This is a genomic window from Nitrosospira sp. TNL300, from assembly GCF_055385915.1.
The window spans coordinates 2511059-2532864 of record NZ_AP041005.1 but is presented as its reverse complement, the minus strand read 5'-3'; the positions used below and the strand labels follow the sequence as shown (position 1 = coordinate 2532864).

Sequence of the window (21806 nt, the reverse complement as noted above, 5' to 3'; positions counted from 1 at the left end):
GCTTTCCCTGGCATGAATGCAAGATGCTGCATGATCGAATCTGCTAAAAATATGACGAAACTGTTTCTTCTCCTTATTACGCTGTTTGTATTTACCGGAGCAGCATTCGCGGCTGTCAATATCAATACCGCTACCCAGGCCGAGCTTGAAACGCTTCGGGGTATTGGTCCGGCCAAAGCCAAGGCGATCATCGACTATCGCAAGAAGAAGGGATCTTTCAAATCCGTGGACGATTTGCAGGGCGTAAGCGGCATTGGTCCCGCCACGGTTCAGAAGCTGCGCAAGGATATCACTGTCGGCGGCAGCAGCGGGGGCCCGGCAGGCAGGAAGGAGCACAAACCCGCTGCCAGAGAATAATCCCCTCGCATGCCGATTGGTGTGGCAGGTTGCGGAATGGGTGAAGGCTTGGCCAACCTATCCACTATCCATAGATTACGCTTTCGCCTCATCTCCTACGGTCACTACGCGTCACTCCGGTACTACTGCGGCAATTCGTTGTGACGTTTCACAAGTCGGGCTGATCATGTTCAAAACCATAGAAGATTTTGTCGGCAATACACCTCTGGTCAAGCTAAAACGCCTGCCAGGAAACACTACCAACACGGTTCTCCTGAAGCTGGAAGGCAATAACCCGGCGGGTTCGGTAAAGGACCGTCCCGCTTTGTCGATGATTACACGCGCGCAGGAGCGCGGGGAAATCAAGCCTGGCGATACGTTGATAGAGGCTACCAGCGGCAACACCGGCATCGCGCTCGCCATGGCGGCGGCAATCATGGGATATCGCATGGTGCTGGTGATGCCCGAGCATCTCAGCGTGGAGCGTCGGCAATCGATGAAGGCGTACGGAGCGGAAATCATACTGACTTCCAGGGAGGGCAGCATGGAAGAAGCGCGCGACGTAGCCGAGCGCATGCGCGACGAGGGGCGGGGAATCATCCTCGACCAGTTTTCCAGCCCTGACAACCCGCGCGCCCATTACGAAGGCACCGCTCCCGAAATCTGGCGGGATACCGAAGGAAAGATTACTCATCTGGTGAGCAGCATGGGCACGACCGGAACCATCATGGGTTGCTCCCGCTATTTCAAGGAGAAGCAACCCCAAGTCCGGATCATCGGTGTGCAGCCGGAAGAAGGCGCCCAGATTCCCGGTATCCGCAAATGGCCGGAAGCCTATCTGCCAAAAATCTATGATCCGAGCTGGGTGGACCGCATCATGCTGGTTTCCCAAAATGAAGCCGAGGAAACGACACGGCGGCTTGCATCCGAGGAAGGGATTTTTGCAGGAATTTCGTCGGGTGGGGCGCTCGCTGCGGCGCTCAAGGTTTCTGCGGAAACAGAAAATGCAACGATCGTCTCGATTGTTTGCGACCGAGGCGACCGTTATCTTTCCACGGGTGTTTTCCCTGCTTGAGCGGTGAGGGGTAAGGAAGGGGATATCGTGGCGTTGTAGCGTAGCGCTGCCTAGAGCGACGCCATTCCGATTCCTTCATCAAACTCACAGCTTGCCTCTTCTTTATCCGGCAGCCTCAACAAGCGCCCCTCGACAAGCCCAGGACGAACGAAAAATGGCTTGCTCATGATGAAATTCCTCATCAGGATACTGGCAGCGTTCTTCCCCGCGGTAGTATCCGTCCATGCTGCGTCTCTTGCCCTTTCTGCAGAGGATATCCGCGGCCCGCTTTCCAATATCAAGGGGATCCAGATCACCCTCACTGCTCCTCCGGCGTCCTCGCTGAGAATGAAGCTGGCCGAGGTAGCGATACAGGGAAAGACCTGGCATAACCTGCATTTTTCATGTGATCGATTTCGCACCAGCAGGGAGGAGATCAACTGTGATAGCGGTGCGCTGAGGTTGTCGGAGTCCGCGCTACTGCCTGTGTCATTTCGTTTATCTGTTCCCGGCAGAACTTCCGACGTAAAAATCCTGGATGTGAGAATCAGAAACAGTGCAGGCAAGACAGGCGAGGGGTGGAAGCTGTCGCTTCGCACGGGAAGAGCAGGTTGGGAAGGTACGCTTACCGCGGCTAACGGAGAGGTCGCGCAGATCGTGCAATTGCTGCCGATCAGTGAGAATGCGATCCTGCCTTCATCCACAAAAGGGAAAATCAATGGCGCAGCGAAACTGCGGGCTGACCTTAGCGGACCTGCTGCCATCGATGCCCATCTGACCGTGGAGGGCGTAGCTTTCAGCGATGCTAGCGGTTTACATGCGGGCGAGAATATCAGTGTTACCGTTGACGCAAGGGCCAGGCGCACGCCTCGACAGATTCCCAGGCAGAAGACTCAGTTATGGGAGTGGCAGGCGGATGCGCACTGGCCGCAAGGGGAAGTGTTCTGGCAACCGCTGTATTTCGCTGCCCGGGGTGACCGTTTCGGTGTGCGTGGCGAAGTCGATAGCAGTATCCTCCGTCTCCGCACGGGAAAACTCTCTCTGGCGGAGATCGGGGAGATCGGTCTGGCCGGCAGCATGGACTGGAGCGCCAACACGCTGCACGATTTAGATCTCGACGCGCCTGATCTCCAAATGGCAGGGTTGTATAGCCAGATCGTAAAACCTTTTCTGGTCAACACTTCTTTTTCCGCATTGAAGACCGGCGGGCAGGCGGGAGTAAAGTGGCGATTCCGGAATGGTGTGAGCGAAATGCTCGATGTCGATCTGCGTGACGTATCGCTGGAGGACGAGGGCGGGCGCTTTGCGCTGCGCGATATCAATACGCGCATACCCCTGCGTGCAGCTGGGCTGACGCACGCCGCCATTACGATAGGGGGTGGTCACGTAAGCCGGCTACCGGTGGGGCCGGTCCATATCCCCCTGGAGATAACCGGATTAAATGAACCTGGTTTTCGCATACCCCGAATGGAAGCACCCTTGCTGGACGGCAAGCTGACCCTGGAGAACTTCAGCGCCATCAGGCAGGCGCAGGGATCGCTCCCCGGCTGGCACTGGCAGTTCAGCGGCGACCTCTCATCCATATCCATGGAGCAACTCACCCGTGCGCTCGGGATTCAGCCGATGCGCGGCACTCTCTCGGGAAAAATCCCCAAGGTAACATTCGATGGCTCCGCTATTGAAGTGCAGGGCGCCCTGCTTCTCAACGTGTTCGATGGCACGGTGCTGGTGTGGAATCTGAAAGCGCTGGAGCCATTCGGCTCCGCGCCCTCCCTCATGGCGGATGTGGACATGCGCAATCTCGATCTTGACCTGCTCACCGGCGCATTCTCATTTGGCAATATGGAAGGCCGCATAGATGTGGCCGTGCATGATCTCGAGCTTTTTGACTGGAAACCAGTGAAATTCGATGCCCGCCTCATGAGCAGCCCGGGCGATTACAGCCGCCGCATCAGCCAGCGGGCAGTGCAAAGCATTTCATCACTGGGTGGAGTCGGCGCTGCCGCCGCAATCCAGCGCAGTTTCCTGCGTGTCTTTGATGAATTCGGCTATTCGCAGATCGGGTGGAGCTGTAGATTGCGCAATGGTGTCTGCGATATGGGCGGGATAGAATCGGAACCTATGCCGCACGGATATCTGATCGTCAAAGGCGGCGGAATCCCGGCGATCACAGTGATAGGTTATAATCGCAGGGTGGACTGGCGGGAATTGGTAAGTCGTCTTCAACGGATTACGGACGCCAATGCCAGACCTGTCCTTCAACAGGATAAACAATGAAGAACCTTTTGTTCCAGGCAGCTTTGCTGACCCTGGTCAGCGCGATGCCAGCCGCCTGCGTCACCATCAATATTTATTTCCCTGCCGCCGCAGCCGAAAAAGCAGCAGACAAGATAATAGAAGAAGTGTGGCAACTCAAGAAACCAGAGGGGGGTGAGAAGACGGAGCCCGTTTCGCCTCCTTCTCCTTCCCAACCTGCGGTAGAGCCGCAGCAGCAGCCATAACAGTAAAGGCAAACATCATGGTCAGTTCGATTTTCCGGGCAGCGCTGCTGATGCTATTATCATTGATGCCGCTTGCCGGGCATACCCAGGCCAATATCGAAATCGATACCCCCGCGATAGCAAGCATCAAGCGGAGCATGCAGCAGCGCCATAGCCAACTGGAGTCGTATTATTCAAGTGGAGCAATAGGCTTCACGCGCGACGGCCTCATTGTCATGCGGGACGCCAATGCGGTACCCTTGGCGGCGCGGCAGTCGGTGAATGGATTGATCGCAGCGGAAAATCAGGACAGGAACGCGCTTTATCGCGAGATTGCCCGCGCCAATAGTCACCCGGAATGGGAAGCAGATATTCGCTCCACCTTCGGCCAACGCTGGATCGAACTGGCACGGAGCGGCTGGTGGTATCAGGGTGCGGACGGCGGATGGGTCAAGAAGTAAGGCGGGCGGCCGGGTACCCTCAAAAACAGATGCGCAGGATTTATTTGAATGTCTAGCGTGACTCCCGTACTGGTTTTCGACATCGAGACTGTTCCCGATACAGAGGGATTGCGCAGGCTCTACAATCTTCCCCATGAGCTTCCGGCCGTCGACATCGCCGAGATGGCGTTTCAGTCGCGCCGCCAGACTGTCGGAAGCGATTTTCTTCCCCTGCACCTGCATAAGGTGGTGGCGATTTCCTGTGCGCTGCGCGACAAGGATGAATTCCGTGTATGGTCTTTGGGGAGCGCAGCGGATTCCGAAGCCGAACTCATACAGCGCTTCTTCGACGGCATAGAGAAATATAGTCCCCAACTGGTCTCCTGGAACGGAGGCGGGTTCGACCTGCCCGTGCTCCACTACCGCAGTCTCATCCACGGCCTGAAGGCCCGGCGCTACTGGGACATGGGCGATGATGACCGCGAATTCAAATGGAACAACTATCTCAGCCGCTACCATACACGGCATCTCGATCTGATGGATATCCTGGCGTTGTATCAGCCGCGTGCCAATGTTCCACTGGATGAGCTGGCGAAGCTGGTGGGTTTTCCGGGGAAGTCGGGGATGGATGGCTCCCAGGTCTGGAGCGCTTTCCAGAAAGGCGAGATTGCCGCCATTCGCAACTATTGCGAAACGGATGTGGTGAATACCTACCTTGTGTTCCTGCGCTTTCAGCTTATGCGCGGAACCTTCAATAACGAACAGTATCAACGTGAATGCGAACTGGTTCGCTTCACCCTGAGCAAGTCTTCCGAGCCGCATTGGCAGGAATTTCTCGAACAGTGGTTCTGTTTGAGCGAAGCCTCTTCATTTCTGGATTAATAGCTGCTCCGGCTGCTCAGGCTGCTCATTCTCCTGTATGAAGGTGCGGCAGATTCCGGAAAGCACCCGAGGGTAGAATATCCAATCCTTCTGAACCCGTTCCCGATTTCGGATTTGACAGGGTGATATGACCTCGATGCGCGGCAAGCCTCGTCCTTCAGAACGGGGAAGGATAGCGCGGACGGCGTAGCCGTCCTACAATGCTGTTTATAAGCAGAGCCATTAAGCCTTGAAACGCCTCCAGGCCTTCAAATACGAACTGATGCCAACCAGCGATCAGCAGCACAACATGCGCCGCTTCGCGGGGTCATGCCGGTTTGTGTTCAATAAGGCTTTGGCGTTGCAAAAAGAGCGTTTTGAGCAGGGGGAGAAGAAGCTCGGCTACGCCGGGCTGTGCAAGCTGCTCACCGAGTGGCGCAATGGCTCGGAGACGCCGTGGCTGAAGGATGCGCCCGTGCATCCGCTGCAACAGTCGCTCAAGGATCTGGAGCGTGCCTACACCAACTTCTTTGCCAGGCGTGCTGACTTCCCCCGCTTCAAGCGTAAAGGGCAAAGCGACAGCTTCCGCTACCCCGACCTGAAACAGATCAGGCTCGACCAGGCCAACAGCCGTATCTTCCTGCCCAAACTCGGCTGGCTGCGTTACCGCAATAGTCGAGAGGTTCTGGACGAACTGCGCAACGCCACGGTCAGTCTGAGCGGTGGCAAGTGGTTCGTGTCGGTCCAGACCGAACGTGAAGTGGAAAAGCCCATACCGAAATCCAGCAATGTCATTGGCATCGATATGGGCGTGATCCGGTTCGCCACGCTCTCGGACGGCAGTCACCTTGCACCGCTCAACAGTTTCAGGCGGCACGAAACGGCACTCCGTAAAGCGCAACAAATCATGAGCCGTAAACAGAAATTCAGCAACAACTGGAGGAGAGCCAAAGCCCGCGTCCAGCGTATCCATTCCCGCATCGGTAACACCCGGCGCGACTACCTGCACAAGGCCACGACAGCTATCAGTCAAAACCACGCGATAGTGTGCATCGAGGACTTGCAGGTGCGCAATATGAGCAAGTCTGCCAAAGGCAATATCAAGAATCCGGGCAGAAATGTCCGGGCCAAGTCTGGCCTGAACAAGTCCATTCTCGATCAGGGCTGGTTCGAGTTTCGCCGCCAGCTGGACTACAAGCTGGCGTGGAACGGTGGCTACCTCATCGCCGTGCCGCCGCAGAACACCAGCCGTACCTGCCCGTGCTGTGGGCATGTATCAGCCGATAATCGCCAGACGCAAGCGCGATTCGCGTGTGTGGAATGCGGGCTCACAGAAAACGCCGATGTTGTCGGCGCGATCAACATTTTAAGGGCGGGACACGCCCGGTTCGCCTGTGAAGTGAGCGATGCAACAAGGTCGCCAGCAGCAGGAACCCACCGAAGCGTCTCAGGAGTGGCCCAATGCCACGTTTGACCGCCGCAGGAATCCCCCAACTTCAGGTGGGGGAGGATGTCAATGCTCCCGTTCTTATCGAATCCCTGGATCAGGAAGGCCGGGGCGTTGCGCACGCTGAGGGCAAAGTCATTTTCATCGAGGGTGCCCTGCCGGGGGAGGTTGTTACCTATAACGCCTATCGCAAAAAACCCAGCTTCGAGCTTGCCCAGGTCAATCAAATTCTCAAGTCTGCGTTTTCGCGCGTAACGCCGGAATGCCACCATTTCGGCATCTGCGGCGGGTGCAGCATGCAGCATATGGATGCTCGCACCCAAGTGGCAGCAAAACAGCGCGTGCTCGAAGATAATCTCAAGCACATCGGCAAGGTCGCACCCGAACTGATATTGCCGGCGGTTTATGGATCACCCTGGGGTTACCGGTACCGGGCGCGGTTATCGGTCCGTTACGTGGCAAAAAAAGGCGGGGTACTGGTCGGTTTTCATGAAAAGCGCAGCAGCTTCATTGCCGACATGCAGACGTGCAGGATCATGCCATCGCGTATTTCCGCGCTCATCATGCCATTACGAAAGCTGGTGGAAAACCTGTCCATCCGCGAGTGCCTGCCGCAGATTGAAGTTTCACTGGGCGAGAACGTGGATGTACTGGTCCTGCGCATTCTTGAACCCCTGACCGCGCAGGATGAAACCTTGCTCAAGGCTTTTGCCGATCAGCATCACGTTCAGCTTTTTCTGCAAACCGGCGGTCCTCAAACAGCTTATCCTTTCTATCCCAAAGACGCGCCGGAATTGAGTTATACGCTGCCGGAATTCGATGTAACCATTCCGTTTCACTCCACTGAGTTCACCCAGGTGAATCCGGCGGTCAATCGCATACTGGTGCGGCGGGCGCTAAACCTGCTTGATCCCCGAGCGGGAGAACGCATTGCGGACTTGTTTTGCGGCTTGGGTAATTTCACCCTTCCCATTGCGCGGCGCGGCGGACAGGTGGTGGGCTACGAAGGCAGCGCGGCGCTCGTTTCCCGCGCCCGTCAAAATTCACAACGAAATGGGTTGGCGGGCGGTACGCGTTTCATGGAGGCCAACCTGTTTGAAATCGATGAAAGCTGGATGCGGGAGCAGGGGGATTTCGACAAGATGATGATCGACCCTCCGCGGGAGGGCGCTATCGCCGTGGTGACTGCTCTCGAAGAGAAACAGCTCAAGCCGTGGCGCATTGTTTACGTCTCCTGCAATCCTGCCACACTCGCGCGCGACGCGGGCGTGCTGGTGCACAGGAATGGGTATGCGTTGAAGGCGGCAGGTGTGATCAACATGTTTCCGCATACCGCGCATGTCGAGTCCATCGCGCTGTTCGAGAAAGCCAGCGAGCAAGCTTGAAAAAGGCATGAAAAAGGGCGACTGTTTCCAGTCGCCCCGGAGGTATTGCCGGATTCCCCTGGCTTGCTCGCCGGAGTTTATCCTGTAATTTATCTATCGCGCTCTTCGCGTCAGTCTTTCTCGCCCGACAAAGCCAGCAGCAGGTGCAGCAGGCTGGTGAAGAGGTTGTACAGGCTGAGGTATATGCCCATGGTCGCCATTACGTAGTTGGTTTCCCCACCGTTCACGATGCGGCTTACATCAAACAGAATGAAGCCGGAGAACAGCAGTACCGCAACTGCCGAAATGGCAAGCGAAGCTGCCGGTATGGCGAAGAACAGATTGGCGATCGACGCGATCATCAGGAGTATCAGCCCCACGAACAGGAAGTTCTGCATGAAGCCAAAATCCTTCTTTGTCACCGTGGCGATGGTCGCCAGCGTGAAGAAGATCGCTCCTGTTCCCGCTGCGGCGGTTGTGATGATTTGCGCGCCATTCTTGAAATGAAGCGCATATTGCAGCATCGGGCCTAACCACCACCCGGCAACAAAAGTAAACAGAAACAGTAGCCCGATTCCCACCACGCTGTTACGGGTGGCGCTCACCCCAAACAGCAATCCCATCATGACGGCCAACATCACCAGCGGCCCCATGATAGGCGCTTGCGCGAGGAACGCGAAGTTGGTGCTCATTCCGATCATAGCACCAATCACCGTTGGAATCATGGTCAGGCCAAGCATCCAATAGGTATTGCGCAGGACCTTGTTGCGATCGACCGCAAGTCCTGTTTGCACAGTCGGGCTGGAATATCGAAGTTCAGGTTGCATGACGTCTCCTTGGTTGACGAAACTTTACATGCATAAGACTACTCATCTTTATGGAAAGTTGCAATCCTGTCGTTATTGCAGGTGCGCTGCTGGAAAAACAGGTCCCAAACGAGTATGATTCGCAAGCAGTTTCGGAGGCATGGCCGAGCGGTTTAAGGCAGCAGTCCGATTGTCATTGGAAGAGTGGCCGAGCGGTTGAAGGCACCGGTCTTGAAAACCGGCAATGGGCAACCATTCGTGGGTTCGAATCCCACCTCTTCCGCCACTTCAGTCCCTGAGTGGACACGGCGTTTACGCCATTACCCGCCACCAGCGTCTGGATAGGCGGAACTTTGATCCCATAATACTGACTTCGCCCATATAGACCTCGACGCACTGTGCGGGCGTGCGAAGATGATCGCGGCGAAGCCGTCGCCTTTCAGCCGATTGCGCTGACGGGCAGTCTTAGGCGGTTTTAACGAATTTGCACAGAATTTCCGGCGTCAACGGGCCGCGCGCGCTCGACTCGCTCACGCTCCTTGGGCGTATTCATTACCTCCCAAAGATCGTTGCGCCGCTGCACATTGAGCCAGAAGTCCGGGCTGTTGCCGAACACGCGCGCAAGAATCAGGGCCGTCGCCGCCGTCACGTTCCTGCGGTTTCCGCACAGTTCATTGACGTGCTTGCGCTGGACACCCATCGCCTCGGCGAGCGCGCCCTGGGTCAAGCCCATCGGCTGCATGAATTCTTCGGTGAGGATTTCGCCGACAGTCGCCGGCTTGCGCTTGGTAGTCAGCATTTTTGCCTCGCTTTCATCGGTAGCTGTGATCCTCCAGATAAATACCGTTAGCTAGGCTGCTTCTTGCTGCTGCAGCCAAGGATTGATCTTGAACACACGCCTCAACCAGTCCTGGAGACCATCGTCAATGACTTGGTTCTAAGCTCAACAGCTGTTGTAGCCTCAGTACTATGGCACTGTTTCGAGATTGCTCAATCGTAGCCTGGCTTCCTCGGCAACTGAAGCACTGGATTCCACCGGACATAATTACAGTTGTTTGAAAGCCTCTCAGTCCGGCTTCTTGAGGGCGAGTTATCCTCTTGATTACTTACTGCCTCCAGTTCCTGGTTCGGGCGTTTTGTCGCTCACCACCTGTTTACCACCTTCAGTATTTTGTTCGGGCGTTTTGTCGCTCACCACCTGCACTTGAGCCGAGGAACCGCGCGTTGTCGCCTTTCCGAGAACATAACCGGCAATTGCCGCCAGCAATGTGCCTATTTGTTCGTTTGAAAGTTGCCCGCCAACCCCGAGGATCACAGCGGCAAAGATAATGACGACAACAGCGGTGAACTCGAGCACGAATTCCGGGCCACGCCCGCGAATGGCCGAGAAATCGACTGCCCCCATGGCTTGCTTTGCCAGGTTTTCCGCTTCTTTTTTTGCCTCTTCGAGATCTTCTTCATACCGCTGATATGCCCATGCATACGCCTGCCTTACCCATTTCTGCGCGGCTTCGTGAAATTCGCCATATTTCTGACGGTAAGTAGCCATTTTCGATTCATCATTTCGTGCAGTATTAATCGCTGTTGGTACCCCGCCGGGGAGCGCATTCCCCCGAGCGAATGGGCTCGGAGTCCCCCCAGCGGCGGGGTTCGGAGTCCCCCAAGGATCACCCATGTTGCTGAATCCATCTCCGGATCCGGGAAGCCTATTCATTCCTCCACTTTGCATCCTTTGTTTTATGACTTCCAACTGATACTCATAATCCAGTTCTCTTGCGAGCTTCGAGAGCTCTTTATCCGGCTGCGGTCGCGGATGATCTTTAACCCATTGCTCTCCACGCTTGGTATCCTCACTAATTAGCTCATTCCAATACGTGCCTACATTCCATGCCGCTTCAATAGGAGCGCAGAGGCGAGAGGTCTCATTGAGCTTGATCGTATCCCGAAACCGCATTCCAAAGTACGAAGACTGCTCGACATTTTGCCACCACCGAAACAGAAGGTAAAACAAGATACCCATCAAAACGATGACTGCCATGATAATCAAGAAGCGTTCTGTCTGAAGGGTGGGTAGTGGCTCCGTGACTGAGTCAGCAGCAGAGGCAATTTCAGCAATGGCGAACCAGAACGTGGTCGAGGTCATAATATGAAACAATCGAATTTTGTTCATTATGCGTCTCATTTTGACTCCTACCTTTTGAAGTGAGAAAGAATAACGGCAAGAACAGATCATGGGCGAATTGGTTCAGTCGACGCGAACAAGTAATGATCACCTGCTGATCACATCTTTCATTTTGGCTGTACGTTGAGAGTGAGCCGGGCTATCCAACTTTCAACAAAAATGGGCAGCTAATAGGCTGGAGTGCTGTTCCTCTTAACTCTTACATTAGCACACGCTGAAGGACGATCTAGGCCTTCCATGCGACGATTGTCGCTTTTGCGGTCTTCGTGATGGTTCCTGCGAGGGTTGTTTCACAGAGACCGACGGTAAAGGTCTTTTAGGACGAAAGTTCTGAATGCCGGGCTGAGTATCCCGATTCAGCTCTACGCAATGTTCGGCGAGTCGGATTGCGCTACGCCTGCCCGCACCGGCAGCCGCGCAATCTCATGCCCGGTCTTTTCCTCCGCGACGCGGATTTCATAGAATCCTCGCAAGGAAACCTGCGACTTCAGTCGCGGGAGGAATTGCGTAATTGTCACAAGGTTCAGGTATTTCTTGTAAAATGCCTGAATGGAAGTTAAACGTGCCTACAAATTCCGGTTTTACCCGACGCCGCAGCAAGCGGAAGTTCTTGCCAGAACGTTCGGCTGCGCGCGTTTCGCCTACAACCACATGCTTCGCCAGCGCACTGACGCATGGTTTCAGCGAATGGAGAAGGTCAACTACAACGAGACTTCCGCAATGCTCACGGCACTCAAGAAAACTCCTGAGCATGCCTGGTTGAATGAGGTTTCCAGCGTCCCGGTACAGCAATCCCTGCGGCATTTGCAAACCGCTTTTTCCAACTTCTTTGCCAGGCGCGCCGGATACCCGGCATTTAGGCACAAGGACGGCGCCCAGGCGGCTGAGTACACGACCAGCGCGTTCAAATGGGACGGCAAAGCACTGAAGCTGGCGAAGATGGACAAATCTCTGAATATCCGCTTCTCGCGCACCATCCCGAAAGCGGTTGTCGTTTCCACCGTCACGGTCAGCAAGGACACGGCCAACCGCTATTTCGTGTCCATGCTTTGCACGGATCAAGTCACCGCCAGGAACAAAGCAGTCGGAAAGGTTGGCATTGATCTGGGCCTGACTCACTTCGCCATCCTCTCGACCGGCGAAAAGGTTGCTTCGCCCAACACATTCCGCAGGAATGAAACCAGACTGGCAAAGCTGCAACGCAGACTGGCGAAAAAACAGAAAGGCTCCGCAAACCGGCGCAAGGCCAGACTGAAAGTAGCCCGGCTGCACGCGAAGATTACCGATTCCCGCAGGGACTTCCTGCACAAACTTTCGACACGGCTGATAAACGAAAACCAAGTGATCGCCATTGAAAGTCTCGCTGTCAGCAACATGCAGAAGAACCGCTGCCTGTCGAAGTCGATCAGCGATGCAGGCTGGTCTGAATTCGCGCGGCAGCTTGAGTACAAGGCGCACTGGTATGGACGCGAACTGATCGGCATTGACAAATGGTATCCCTCGTCAAAACGCTGCTCCGGGTGCGGACATACCGCAAAGGCCATGCCTTTGAAGGTGCGCGAATGGACTTGCCCGGAATGCGGCAGTGTCCACGACCGCGACATCAATGCAGCGCGCAATGTTTTGGCCGCCGGACTGGCGGTGTCAGCCCATGGAGAAACTGTAAGTCCTGTTTGCATGTAAATGTGAATAGGCAAGGTTCTGTGAAGTGGGATCCTCCGTCTTCAGACGGGGGGAGGATGTCAAAAGCGCTTTGCAGGTTGAGCCAGAATTGCGGTTCAGTGCCGAACCAGTGCCCGAAGCGCAAGGCGCTGTCGCCGGTAACGGCGCGCTTGCCCGCGATGATCTGGCTGATCCGGTTCGGCGGCACGTCGATCTGTCGCGCAAACTCGGTTGGCGTAATATCCAGTTCATCCAGTTCGTCCTTGAGGATTTCGCCGGGATGAACGGCTCTCATGAACATGGCTGATCTCCTTTCCTCAGTGATAGTCCACGATTTCAACATTGCTCGGCCCGGTCTGACCGTCCGGCCACTCGAAACAGATGCGCCATTGCTGATTGATGCGAATGGAGTATTGTCCGGCACGATCTCCTCTGAACGCTTCGAGCCGGTTTCCCGGCAGAGCGCACAGCGTACCGAGCGACAGCGCCGCGTTCAGGATTGACAGTCGCGCCGCTCGGCCTTCAAAACCGTGGAAGGCTTTAACGTGGAAGGCTTTAATTGTGTCCAAACTTCTTCTCAAGATGGAGCAATTTATCAATGGTTCTCGCCTGTTGACAATCGCTTTTGGTGCAGAAAAGGGTGCAAGGATGCACCAAGGAGAGGATAAAAGGAGATAAAGTAGAGGTTGAGATATTTTATCTGGGGGAATACATGCAAAACTATATGCAAAACCTGAATTTGAAGTTATGGGCAGTTGTTTTTTTCCTGCTTCTGCTTTCATTTCTCTCCGGTTGCGCGGCGGTGGCGGTAACGGGGGCTGCTGCGGGTAGTGGCTATGCGGTAGCTGAGGACAGGCGTACAAGCGGCACCATGGTCCAGGATGAGAGCATCGAGTTCAAGAGCAACGGGAGAATCAAGGACAAATTTGGCCTCAAGGTTCATGTGGAGGTTACGAGTTTCAATGGTAACGTACTGCTGACTGGCCAGGCGGCGTCCACGAAGGTTAAAAATGAGATTGGAGACATCGTGAAGGCCGTGGAAGGCGTGCGTGACGTCACCAATGAAATTGCGGTCGGTGAGATCAAGCCGCTTACCGCGCGCACTTATGACGCCTGGGTTACATCCAAGGTCAAGGCGAAGTTCGTGAATGAGGGACTATTCCAGGCCAACCACGTCAAAGTCGTGACCGAGGATGGGGTGGTTTATCTGATGGGGCTGGTGGACCGGGAGGAGGCGCAAAGCGCGGTGAAGATTGCGAGATCCACGGATGGCGTCCGCAAGGTCGTCGAAGTGTTCGAGTATCTGGATTGACATTGAATTTTTTAATCTACCTGGAATACTGTCCGACACGATCCCTTGAGCGGGCGCTCAATGTATCATTGGCATCAAAGCGATGGATTCACAGTTTCCTTGCCGGGAAGGCGAAAAGACTAACCAGGCATCTTATCGATCTTATCTGTCCCATCTTCCGGTTTGCGTGGACGGCGTGCAGTTGGCTTTTTTCTTCCCTTGATTCCTGGTTTTTCAGACACCGTTTGATCTGCCGGATTGCCGGCAGCCTGTGCAGTTTCTGTCTCAAGTACAGGAATTGCTGGCAGCAAATCTGCTTTCTTTTCCACGGCCTTTCGACGACTTTTTCTTCGCTGATGCGTTTCATCCAGGGAGTTGATGCCGTCGAGCGGCACTGATGGTGCCGCAATCTCAAGTGAAGCAGGAACAGGCGGCGGTGCTTCCACTGCTGTCCCGCTATCGGCCGCCGCGCTGCTGCGATAAACGTACGTGCCTGATTTCTCGTCACGGCCCAATTCAAGCAGGCCCCGGGCTTGCGCCTCTTCAAGCAGATTACCGAAAGCACGAAAGCCATAATAAGATTCGTTAAAGCCAGGTTTACGGCGCTTGATCGCTTGTTTGAGCGTCGATGCCCAGATTTTTCCGCTGTCGCCGCGCTCGGATACCAGGGCGTCGAAAGTTTCTACCGCCATGTTGATTGCCTGACTCTTGCGTGCTTCGAGCTCCTCTCCTGGGCGTTTTTCCTCCGCAGGCGCACGCTTCACCACAGGCGGTGCTTCTGCTGTATCGCGTTTCGCCGCAGCGCATTCGATCTCGCGTACCAGATCGTCATAAAAAATGAATTCGTCGCAGTTGGCTATCAGCAGATCTGAAGTTGATTTCTTGACTCCAACACCGATTACTTGTTTCGCGTTCTCGCGCAACTTGGAGACGAGTGGCGAGAAATCGGAATCGCCGCTGATAATGACGAACGTGTTCACATGCGATTTCGTATAACAAAGATCGAGCGCATCCACGACCAGGCGGATGTCGGCTGAGTTTTTACCGGACTGACGAATGTGCGGAATCTCGATCAATTCGAAATTTGCTTCGTGCAGCGCAGCTTTAAAGGTCTTATAACGATCCCAGTCGCAATAAGCCTTTTTTATGACAATGCTGCCCTTGAGCAACAATCGCTCCAGCACCGGCTTGATGTCGAACTTCTCGTATTTCGCGTCACGCACGCCAAGAGCGACATTTTCGAAGTCACAAAATACCGCCATGCTGACATTTTCCTGAAGTGTGGCCATAAGGTTTATTCCCTATCAATAATGGGGGTTAGGGTGACTTCCCTTTCCCGTGTTCGACGTGTTCGAAATCCTGTATCAGTTCCCCGATATGCCTTACCGCTTCGGGAGCTAGAGCGGGGTAGATAGGCAGGGCCAGCACCTGATCGGCAAGACGTTCGGCCAGCGGCAGCGAGACACCGGGGTGCGATTCCGAGAAGGCTGATTGTCGATGACAGGGAATGGGATAGAAAACGGCAGTTGAAATATTATGCTCTGCCAGAAACAGTTGCAGCGCATCGCGTTGCGGATGGTTAACTACGAACTGATGGTGGACGGGAACGGTGCCTTCAAGGACTGCCGGCCAGTTGCATTCCGTATTTTGGAGAGCTTGCTGGTATAGCGCGGCGAGTTGACGACGCTGCGTGTTCCAGCTATCCAGATAGGGAAGCTTGACTCTCAATATTGCTGCCTGGAGTTCGTCGAGACGGGTGTTGAAGCCGATTTCGGCGTGCTGGTAGCGATCCTGCCGCCCATGATTTCGAAGGCGTCGCAATCGCGACGCAAGATCGGGATCGCTACAGGCAATCGCTCCGCCATCACCATAGGCACCCAGGTTTTTTGTGGGGTAGAAGCTGAAGGCGCCGGTGATGCCGAAGGATCCGATACCACGATCGTGATAGCGGGCGCCGATTGCTTGCGCTGCATCTTCGATCAACCACAGGTCGTGGTTCACGCAGAATTCCTGTAATGGCGCGAGATCGACCGGCTGCCCGAAAAGATGGACAGCGATGACGGCCTTTGTCCGCGGCGTCAACGCCTGCCTCACGCCGTTCGCATCGATATTGTATTGGCCGGGTGCACAGTCGGCAAAACAGGGGTGTGCTCCTGTCAGGCTCACTGCCTCTGCCGTTGCAAAAAAGGTGAAGGCGGGCACGATTACTTCATCCCCCGCACCTATTCCCAATGCCTTGAGGGAGAGTAACAGCGCGTCGGTACCGGAATTGACACAGATGACTTCAGCAGCGCCGATGTATTCCGCAAGTTCGTGTTCCAGCGCCGCGTTTTCTGCTCCGTCGATAAATGCACCTTTCAAAAATACCTGCTGCACAGCAGCGTCGATTTCCGCACGCAGTTGCTGATATTCCCCAGCCAAGTCGAGTTGCGGGATGATCACGGGCAGGGCCTGAGTATCTGCTGCCGGATATGGTGCGCCAGCTCCAGGGCAGCATTGCCTTCCGCCGGCGTAACCTGGGGTAATGAACGGTTGCGGCAGGCATCAAGGAAGGCTGCAAGTTGCAGACTCAACGTATCTTCCTGTATCCGTTGCATGGGAAACGGAAGCGTGCGACTGTTCGCAGGAGAAGCATCTGATGAGCTGTTGGATGCTTTCCGGTAGGTTATCCGGCGCCTGAAATCGATGACCCAGGTTTCATCATTTTCCAGTTCCGCAACCATGCGACGTTCTTCCTGCTCCGTACCCCGCCCCCAGTGCGCGTCCAGGTATGCCCGGCCTCCATTGGAGAAAGTCAGTTCAACTTCTGCTTCATCTATAGCTGTTAAACCGCAGCTTCTACCGGAGGCATGCAGTTCCACCACGGAGGAATCCAGGCCATGCAGAATCAGGTCAAGATCATGGATCAGCAGGTCGATAACCACATCCAGTGCGCTTGGTCGCGGGGGATGCCGAGTGGTGCGTACCGATCGGATGGTACGGGCGAGCGGGAGTAGTGTTCTGCCAGTGGCAAAGGCCGGATTGAAGCGTTCAATGTGTCCGATTTGCAGGATGCATTGATTTGCCTCCGCTACCATTCGCAGTTCCGTCGCCTGGGCTGCGGTTTCCGCAATCGGCTTTTCCAGCAGCACGTCCAGCCCTTGCTGGAGCAGGAATCTGGTCAGCTCGAAATGCGTAGCAACCGGTGTGGCAACCGATGCCGTGCGGATTGTGGGCGGGAGTTCTGCAACACATGTAAACCAGGGAACGTCCAGATGCTCAGCCAGGGATTGCGTAATCGGATCGGGGTCGACCAATGCCTGAAGGCGACTCCCCGGCAGGCGAGAGTAGCACAATGCATGCAAGCTGCCGAAATATCCGACACCGACAACAGCGGTATCAAGAGGCAATGCCGGTTCGGGGCCAGGTGATAACAGCACGGGCGCATTCATCGGATTCATCAGGAGAATGGCATCTCTGCCAGCATCCATATGCCCAGTATCTTTCCCGTTTGCGGATTTTCGACGATGCGCTCCAATGGAGGGGGAAGGTTGAAAGGCGCCAGCATCAGGTTCACAGAACGCGATCCGCCCGTGGTGATGTTTGTGTTGGTGCTGATCGTTTCATGGCTGGTTGCCAGCAGGTATTTTGCCCCGGAGCGGCGGATATTGGAAAGCGCCCGCAGAATATCCGCCAGCGACAGGTGGATCAGGGCATCGCGGCAGAGCACTGCGTCACCGCGCGGCAGGTCATCTTCTACCAGGTCGGCGACCTCGAATCTCCAGTTGGGATAGGGAAAGCGCCGCCGGTTTTCCTCTATCAGCGCAGGAACGATATCAACGCCGATGTATGCATCGAGATCGATTGCAGTATGCTGCCGCCAGTTGCAATCCCCGCAGGGTGCATCCACCAGCGTGCGAACGCCGAGGCGGGCCAGCAGAGGGGGAAGTTCGCGCCGCAGTATCTCGGTTCGTTCCAGCGTGGAGCCCGGCCCCGAACGGGATTCAGAACTCTGCCAGGCATTGCGGGCATAGATTTGCTCGAATACGCTGGCTCGATTGCTTGGATTACTGTTTTCTTTAGTCTTGTCCTCGCCTGTGTCCTTTCGATTTTCTAGGCGTAGATTCTCTCGACGTGCTCGCAGGGTGGCAATGGGACGATTCCATAACCTATACTTGAGTCGATAGAGCGACATGACAAGTGGCCAGAGATGCGAGTTGTGGATTTTCGCCAGCCCGAACTCGGCCTGCTCAGCACGTATGCGCTCCGCTGCGGCTTCAGCCAAAGCGAGATGTTTCTCCTGCTCCACCTGATGGCGCCTTTTGGTGAAATCGGCGATCTCGCGGAGATATCTGCTCGCCGACTGAAGGCGGGAATCGGAGTAGCCTTCCGGTCTTGGTTTCCTCTCCCTGGACTCGCGGACGTGCACTTCGATTGCCTCCTGGTAAACATGGAGGATCTGCTCGATTGCCGGATCGAGACCGGCTTCTGATCGCACGCGCCGGGTAACCTCACGCGCTCCGGCCGCCTCGTACCGGTTGAGTTCCCGCATGATGGTATCCAGAGTAATGGGATTACGCAAACTCCGTATACCGAAGTTGAACGCGCGAAAGGTTTCATAGTTGTCCGGCGTGACCATGCCCCCGAGGCCGGCTGCGTCGCAGGCTATTACAGCCGTTCCGCTGGCAAGGGCTTCAAGCGCGCAACGTGCTTTTGCAAAGACAATATCATAGCGGCCAAGAATCTGTTCAGGCCGCGCTTCACTGTGCCCGACAGAAAGGCCAATCGCGTCGAGCTCGATGCCGTGGGCAGCACAGGCTTCGCGCAGGATTCCGAGGCAACCGTCCTCATTGATATAGTTGCTGAAAACCAGGGCTTTATGTGGTATGGCAGGTAAATCGGTGCGCAGGCCAAATCGCTGCAGATCGACAAAATTGCGTATTACAGAAATGCGCTCAGGGGTTATGCCATGGAGGCATTGCAGGCGTTCCCGGCAGAGATCGTCAACGGCAACATAGCGCTGGATCGTGGGAAAGCGTGGCGCCATTTCCTCCCACGGCAGCCAGCCATGGCAGAAGTAGACCGCAGGCGTATCGGGAAAATGCAGCATGGCCGTCATCGCATCGAGATGATGCTGGCCATGAATAATGTCGGGCGCGACCGTCAGCAGATTGAGATCGTCGATGACAGGAATGGTCGCCGAACGCAATTCCTCGGCAACCGCTCCAAGCCGTGTGCTATAGGCCACAGGGTTATGACCGTGCCGCAGCAGCGACAGAGCCAGATCGCGGACGTATAGTTCGGAGCCGGCACGGGTATCGAGCGTGTTGTTGGTGATGAGTATCCTCATGGTGCTTTTCTGTCTTGCCCTGCTATATCCGCACAGCCGATATCTTTGTATTCAGCCGATTCATGATTGGCAGAACATGCTCATGAAACCGGATGACGTCCCGGTAGCGGCCTTCCGCCATACGCTGTTCCCCGCGGCTTTCATAAAAAGGTTTCTGTTGCAGGAAATTTCGTTCCGGCTCTTTCCCCGGTGCGGCGGACGCAAACAGGTATTCATGGCCAAAAGCGTCTTCACCATACGAGCGGAACGCATCCTCCACCTCCTGCTGGAGGATTCCCCCCGCTCGACTGACATACTCGCGCATGGTTTCCAGCTTGTGCGTCAACTCACGCTCGTTCAATTCGATAACGTGCTGTTCGCACCCCTGCTGGCTAACAGGATTCTTGGTTTCTGCGCGACTTACAGTTGGTTGCGCAGTGGGTCGCGCAGTTGGCCGCGGATCACCCATGAGGGGGATAGTGTAATGCTGGACAAAGCGTTCTTTTCCATCCGCACCCCTGCCGATGTTGGCGACGTCGTTGGTAATAGCCACCGCAGTCCGGACAAGTACCTCGCATAAATCGTGCGTCGGGTTGTAACCCTCGATGCCGTCGCTGACCACCGTGCGAATGTCTCGCGCAGCGATGAGCGCAGCCAACCGCTCGCAGAGGGCATCGAACATGTCGTATTCGCCTTGCAGCATCTTCTGGTAGATTTGCCGGTCGGTGAATTCACCACATACCGGGCCGATTTCAGCCCCCAGTTCCTGCAGGATGTTCAAGGTGGCCGCCAGCCGAGGCTTATCATCGCTTCCTGAACCGTCGGTAAGAATGCAAACCAGCGGTTTCGCCTGTGCGATCCAGCCGTAGAGGCGCAGTTCATGTCCCGGATGGGCGATTACCAGCAAACTGCGCGCCCCGGAAAGGTTGTCAGAAAGGTTGTTCCGCCGGGCATCGCTCATTCCAGAACCCTTACATCGAGCGTATTCGGCAGATAAACCTGTGTCCAGAACTTTGCAGTCGGATTGGGCAGCACTTCGAATACGTGAGCGATCTCCACGATATCGAAGAACAGCGCCTGTTGATGTGCGTTGACGGGGTGTGTGAGCGAAATTCTCAAGCTGTATCTGCCGTCGGTCAGCGGGAGCGATGTCCGGTAAAGCACCTCGGCCTGCTGCGACGGCTCCAGCGTCAACAGCGTCTGACTTTGCATGAGGAAGTCCGCTCCTATCACCGGCGTGCGATTCTTATCGCAAATTTTGTAATTGGCGGAAAAAGTACAGGTGCGGGCAGCTTCAACGATGATGCGTATGAGGACTGATTGTCCGAATTCTGCGGAGCGTATCGGAAGTCCGTTATCATCTATCATCTCCGCGTAAATTACACGCACATCGCCGGTCCCGGAGCGGCAGTGATTTGCATTTTCAGCAAAGCGTGCAAGATGCTCCTTCTCCACGCATTGGAATGGGCTTGCTGCTGTAAAGGATCCAGACGCGGCTCCAGACACCGCTCCAGACACTGCCTGCGGGCCGGTGGAGGGAACAGTAGGGTGGGGTGGAGTGAGCCCGGTTTCAGAAGTATTGCGGGTGCTGCCAGTTCTCGAATCGTTGTTTTCAGAAACGGTTGCGTTTATTTTCCGGTTGTTTGCTTCCTGTACTTCACGAATATAGCGTGCAACGATATCGGGGGTGGGACCTATCTCCAGTGCCCGGCCATGCTTGAGATAAAGAGTGCGCTCACATAAGGCGCTTACCGCTCCCACATCATGGCTGACAAAGAGGATGGTGGTGCCACGTTCCTGCATCTGCTTCAATGTCACCATGCACTTTGCCTGGAACTCCATGTCTCCCACTGCCAGTGCTTCATCTATGATCAGTACCTCCGGCTCAACCGAAATGGCGACGGCGAATGCAAGGCGTACATACATTCCGCTGGAGTACGTTTTTACCGGTTGATCGAGGAAATCGCCAATGTCGGCATAAGCGGCGATGCGCTCGTAGCGCTGTCTGATCTCTCCAGGGTTCAATCCCGCAATCGATGCCGCCATATGGATATTCTCGCGGCCGGTAAACTCCCCGTTGAAGCCGGCTCCCAGCTCAAGCAAAGCCGACACCTTGCCTTTGATATATATTTCACCGTGAGTGGGTGTCAGTGTTCCCGCGATCAGTTGCAGCAGCGTGCTTTTCCCGGATCCGTTCGGACCGATGATCCCGAAGGTTTCTCCACGACAGATCTCAAAGGAAATGCTGTCCAGCGCCCGGAATTCCCGATACAGTTGCTTCCGGTTACCCCACAAGCCTTGCAGCAGCCGATCCTGCGAACGGCCATAAATGCGATAGGTCTTTGACAGGCCCGATACGCGAAGCGCAATATCTGCGCTATTGGTATCATCAGTTGCCGTTGGCGGAGAGGAGGCCATGGAGGAGTCGCATCTTGTTTCGACTGTGAGTTCTCTCGGGGCTGTCATTACAAAGTCCCGTCGAGGTCCCGTTCTGGCACATCAAGCGCTTCAGATGGGATGGGGAAGTATGGCATGTATGTAATGTATGCCAAGAATTATCTTAGCCGAGAACCGG

The 21806-nt window shown here is 55.4% G+C and carries 22 protein-coding genes and 1 tRNA gene; 11 read left to right on the top strand and 12 right to left on the bottom strand.

Annotation, left to right across the window (positions count from 1 at the left end; genetic code table 11):
* Positions 1 to 51: 51 nt before the first annotated feature.
* The 8 genes from ACZ5BW_RS11605 (at position 52) to rlmD (ending at position 8003) form a co-directional block, all read left to right on the top strand.
* Positions 52 to 357, top strand: coding sequence for a ComEA family DNA-binding protein (locus tag ACZ5BW_RS11605; protein WP_464540098.1), 306 nt, complete (start codon positions 52 to 54; stop codon positions 355 to 357).
* Positions 358 to 523: 166 nt separating this feature from the next.
* Complete coding sequence (cysM, locus tag ACZ5BW_RS11600) at positions 524 to 1411, top strand: cysteine synthase CysM (protein WP_464543700.1); 888 nt, start codon at positions 524 to 526, stop codon at positions 1409 to 1411.
* 165 nt (positions 1412 to 1576) lie between these two features.
* The gene (locus ACZ5BW_RS11595) at positions 1577 to 3667 is read left to right on the top strand and encodes an intermembrane phospholipid transport YdbH family protein (protein WP_464540096.1); all 2091 of its coding nucleotides are present in this window, start codon (positions 1577 to 1579) and stop codon (positions 3665 to 3667) included.
* The gene (locus ACZ5BW_RS11590) at positions 3664 to 3891 is read left to right on the top strand and encodes a hypothetical protein (protein WP_464540094.1); all 228 of its coding nucleotides are present in this window, start codon (positions 3664 to 3666) and stop codon (positions 3889 to 3891) included. Before ACZ5BW_RS11595 ends, ACZ5BW_RS11590 begins: the two co-directional genes overlap by 4 nt.
* A gap of 17 nt (positions 3892 to 3908) precedes the next feature.
* Positions 3909 to 4331, top strand: coding sequence for a YdbL family probable chaperone protein (locus tag ACZ5BW_RS11585; RefSeq protein WP_464540092.1), 423 nt, complete (start codon positions 3909 to 3911; stop codon positions 4329 to 4331).
* Between the two features lie 57 nt (positions 4332 to 4388).
* Complete coding sequence (locus ACZ5BW_RS11580) at positions 4389 to 5192, top strand: 3'-5' exonuclease (RefSeq protein WP_464543699.1); 804 nt, start codon at positions 4389 to 4391, stop codon at positions 5190 to 5192.
* Between the two features lie 229 nt (positions 5193 to 5421).
* Positions 5422 to 6645: an RNA-guided endonuclease InsQ/TnpB family protein gene (locus ACZ5BW_RS11575; protein WP_464540090.1), complete on the top strand. Its 1224-nt coding sequence runs from the start codon at positions 5422 to 5424 to the stop codon at positions 6643 to 6645.
* Entirely contained in the window at positions 6633 to 8003 is a 1371-nt protein-coding gene (gene rlmD, locus ACZ5BW_RS11570; RefSeq protein ID WP_464540088.1) for a 23S rRNA (uracil(1939)-C(5))-methyltransferase RlmD, read from the top strand. The genes ACZ5BW_RS11575 and rlmD overlap by 13 nt, the downstream gene beginning before the upstream one ends.
* Positions 8004 to 8113: 110 nt before the next feature.
* On the opposite strand, the gene ACZ5BW_RS11565 is transcribed toward rlmD, so the two are convergent.
* Entirely contained in the window at positions 8114 to 8809 is a 696-nt protein-coding gene (locus ACZ5BW_RS11565) for a Bax inhibitor-1/YccA family protein (RefSeq protein WP_464540085.1), read from the bottom strand.
* Positions 8810 to 8986: 177 nt separating this feature from the next.
* Here ACZ5BW_RS11565 and ACZ5BW_RS11560 point away from each other — a divergent pair.
* A tRNA-Ser gene (locus ACZ5BW_RS11560) sits at positions 8987 to 9074 on the top strand.
* 189 nt (positions 9075 to 9263) lie between these two features.
* Here the strand turns inward: ACZ5BW_RS11560 and ACZ5BW_RS11555 are convergent.
* The 3 genes from ACZ5BW_RS11555 to ACZ5BW_RS11545 form a co-directional block, all read right to left on the bottom strand.
* The gene (locus ACZ5BW_RS11555) at positions 9264 to 9587 is read right to left on the bottom strand and encodes a HigA family addiction module antitoxin (protein WP_464540083.1); all 324 of its coding nucleotides are present in this window, start codon (positions 9585 to 9587) and stop codon (positions 9264 to 9266) included.
* A gap of 303 nt (positions 9588 to 9890) precedes the next feature.
* Positions 9891 to 10958 carry a hypothetical protein gene (locus ACZ5BW_RS11550; RefSeq protein ID WP_464540081.1) on the bottom strand — a complete coding sequence of 356 codons (1068 nt, stop codon included), beginning with the start codon at positions 10956 to 10958 and terminating at the stop codon, positions 9891 to 9893.
* 374 nt (positions 10959 to 11332) lie between these two features.
* Complete coding sequence (locus tag ACZ5BW_RS11545; RefSeq protein WP_464540079.1) at positions 11333 to 11488, bottom strand: hypothetical protein; 156 nt, start codon at positions 11486 to 11488, stop codon at positions 11333 to 11335.
* Between the two features lie 31 nt (positions 11489 to 11519).
* Between ACZ5BW_RS11545 and ACZ5BW_RS11540 the strand changes: the two genes are divergently transcribed.
* The gene (locus ACZ5BW_RS11540; protein WP_464540077.1) at positions 11520 to 12653 is read left to right on the top strand and encodes an RNA-guided endonuclease TnpB family protein; all 1134 of its coding nucleotides are present in this window, start codon (positions 11520 to 11522) and stop codon (positions 12651 to 12653) included.
* Here ACZ5BW_RS11540 and ACZ5BW_RS11535 read toward each other — a convergent pair.
* Together ACZ5BW_RS11535 and ACZ5BW_RS11530 are read right to left on the bottom strand one after the other, a co-directional pair.
* Entirely contained in the window at positions 12574 to 12927 is a 354-nt protein-coding gene (locus tag ACZ5BW_RS11535; RefSeq protein WP_464543698.1) for a HigA family addiction module antitoxin, read from the bottom strand. The two genes, ACZ5BW_RS11540 and ACZ5BW_RS11535, sit on opposite strands and share 80 nt — an antisense overlap.
* Positions 12928 to 12949: 22 nt before the next feature.
* Positions 12950 to 13201 (bottom strand): type II toxin-antitoxin system RelE/ParE family toxin, encoded by a 252-nt coding sequence (locus tag ACZ5BW_RS11530; protein WP_464540074.1) that lies wholly within the window; start codon positions 13199 to 13201, stop codon positions 12950 to 12952.
* Between the two features lie 155 nt (positions 13202 to 13356).
* On the opposite strand from ACZ5BW_RS11530, the gene ACZ5BW_RS11525 reads away from it, so the two are divergent.
* On the top strand, positions 13357 to 13944 hold the full coding sequence (locus tag ACZ5BW_RS11525; protein ID WP_464540072.1) for a BON domain-containing protein: 588 nt from the start codon (positions 13357 to 13359) through the stop codon (positions 13942 to 13944).
* Positions 13945 to 14063: 119 nt separating this feature from the next.
* Here ACZ5BW_RS11525 and ACZ5BW_RS11520 read toward each other — a convergent pair whose 3' ends face one another.
* The 6 genes from ACZ5BW_RS11520 to ACZ5BW_RS11495 are packed head-to-tail and all read right to left on the bottom strand — an operon-like array spanning position 14064 to position 21697.
* Positions 14064 to 15212 carry an NYN domain-containing protein gene (locus ACZ5BW_RS11520; protein WP_464540070.1) on the bottom strand — a complete coding sequence of 383 codons (1149 nt, stop codon included), beginning with the start codon at positions 15210 to 15212 and terminating at the stop codon, positions 14064 to 14066.
* Positions 15213 to 15240: 28 nt separating this feature from the next.
* Positions 15241 to 16365, bottom strand: a complete 1125-nt coding sequence (locus ACZ5BW_RS11515; RefSeq protein WP_464540068.1) for a DegT/DnrJ/EryC1/StrS family aminotransferase — start codon at positions 16363 to 16365, stop codon at positions 15241 to 15243.
* Complete coding sequence (locus ACZ5BW_RS11510; RefSeq protein ID WP_464540066.1) at positions 16362 to 17393, bottom strand: Gfo/Idh/MocA family protein; 1032 nt, start codon at positions 17391 to 17393, stop codon at positions 16362 to 16364. The genes ACZ5BW_RS11515 and ACZ5BW_RS11510 overlap by 4 nt, the downstream gene beginning before the upstream one ends.
* Positions 17363 to 19252, bottom strand: a complete 1890-nt coding sequence (locus ACZ5BW_RS11505) for a glycosyltransferase (protein WP_464540064.1) — start codon at positions 19250 to 19252, stop codon at positions 17363 to 17365. The genes ACZ5BW_RS11510 and ACZ5BW_RS11505 overlap by 31 nt, the downstream gene beginning before the upstream one ends.
* 22 nt (positions 19253 to 19274) lie before the next feature.
* On the bottom strand, positions 19275 to 20192 hold the full coding sequence (locus ACZ5BW_RS11500) for a hypothetical protein (protein WP_464540062.1): 918 nt from the start codon (positions 20190 to 20192) through the stop codon (positions 19275 to 19277).
* Complete coding sequence (locus tag ACZ5BW_RS11495; protein ID WP_464574149.1) at positions 20189 to 21697, bottom strand: ABC transporter ATP-binding protein; 1509 nt, start codon at positions 21695 to 21697, stop codon at positions 20189 to 20191. Before ACZ5BW_RS11495 ends, ACZ5BW_RS11500 begins: the two co-directional genes overlap by 4 nt.
* Positions 21698 to 21806 lie beyond the last annotated feature (109 nt).

What these genes read in the sequence shown, in the direction of transcription:
- ACZ5BW_RS11525 (WP_464540072.1), top strand. Translation starts at nt 13,357, where the DNA reads ATGCAAAACCTGAATTTGAAGTTATGGGCAGTTGTTTTTTTCCTGCTT.
- ACZ5BW_RS11510 (WP_464540066.1), bottom strand. Translation starts at nt 17,393, where the DNA reads ATGGATGCTGGCAGAGATGCCATTCTCCTGATGAATCCGATGAATGCG.
- ACZ5BW_RS11565 (WP_464540085.1), bottom strand. Translation starts at nt 8,809, where the DNA reads ATGCAACCTGAACTTCGATATTCCAGCCCGACTGTGCAAACAGGACTT.
- ACZ5BW_RS11520 (WP_464540070.1), bottom strand. Translation starts at nt 15,212, where the DNA reads ATGGCCACACTTCAGGAAAATGTCAGCATGGCGGTATTTTGTGACTTC.
- ACZ5BW_RS11605 (WP_464540098.1), top strand. Translation starts at nt 52, where the DNA reads ATGACGAAACTGTTTCTTCTCCTTATTACGCTGTTTGTATTTACCGGA.
- ACZ5BW_RS11505 (WP_464540064.1), bottom strand. Translation starts at nt 19,252, where the DNA reads ATGAGGATACTCATCACCAACAACACGCTCGATACCCGTGCCGGCTCC.
- ACZ5BW_RS11550 (WP_464540081.1), bottom strand. Translation starts at nt 10,958, where the DNA reads ATGAACAAAATTCGATTGTTTCATATTATGACCTCGACCACGTTCTGG.
- ACZ5BW_RS11500 (WP_464540062.1), bottom strand. Translation starts at nt 20,192, where the DNA reads ATGAGCGATGCCCGGCGGAACAACCTTTCTGACAACCTTTCCGGGGCG.
- ACZ5BW_RS11540 (WP_464540077.1), top strand. Translation starts at nt 11,520, where the DNA reads ATGGAAGTTAAACGTGCCTACAAATTCCGGTTTTACCCGACGCCGCAG.
- ACZ5BW_RS11535 (WP_464543698.1), bottom strand. Translation starts at nt 12,927, where the DNA reads ATGAGAGCCGTTCATCCCGGCGAAATCCTCAAGGACGAACTGGATGAA.
- ACZ5BW_RS11595 (WP_464540096.1), top strand. Translation starts at nt 1,577, where the DNA reads ATGATGAAATTCCTCATCAGGATACTGGCAGCGTTCTTCCCCGCGGTA.
- rlmD (WP_464540088.1), top strand. Translation starts at nt 6,633, where the DNA reads ATGCCACGTTTGACCGCCGCAGGAATCCCCCAACTTCAGGTGGGGGAG.
- cysM (WP_464543700.1), top strand. Translation starts at nt 524, where the DNA reads ATGTTCAAAACCATAGAAGATTTTGTCGGCAATACACCTCTGGTCAAG.
- ACZ5BW_RS11495 (WP_464574149.1), bottom strand. Translation starts at nt 21,697, where the DNA reads ATGACAGCCCCGAGAGAACTCACAGTCGAAACAAGATGCGACTCCTCC.
- ACZ5BW_RS11555 (WP_464540083.1), bottom strand. Translation starts at nt 9,587, where the DNA reads ATGCTGACTACCAAGCGCAAGCCGGCGACTGTCGGCGAAATCCTCACC.
- ACZ5BW_RS11585 (WP_464540092.1), top strand. Translation starts at nt 3,909, where the DNA reads ATGGTCAGTTCGATTTTCCGGGCAGCGCTGCTGATGCTATTATCATTG.
- ACZ5BW_RS11590 (WP_464540094.1), top strand. Translation starts at nt 3,664, where the DNA reads ATGAAGAACCTTTTGTTCCAGGCAGCTTTGCTGACCCTGGTCAGCGCG.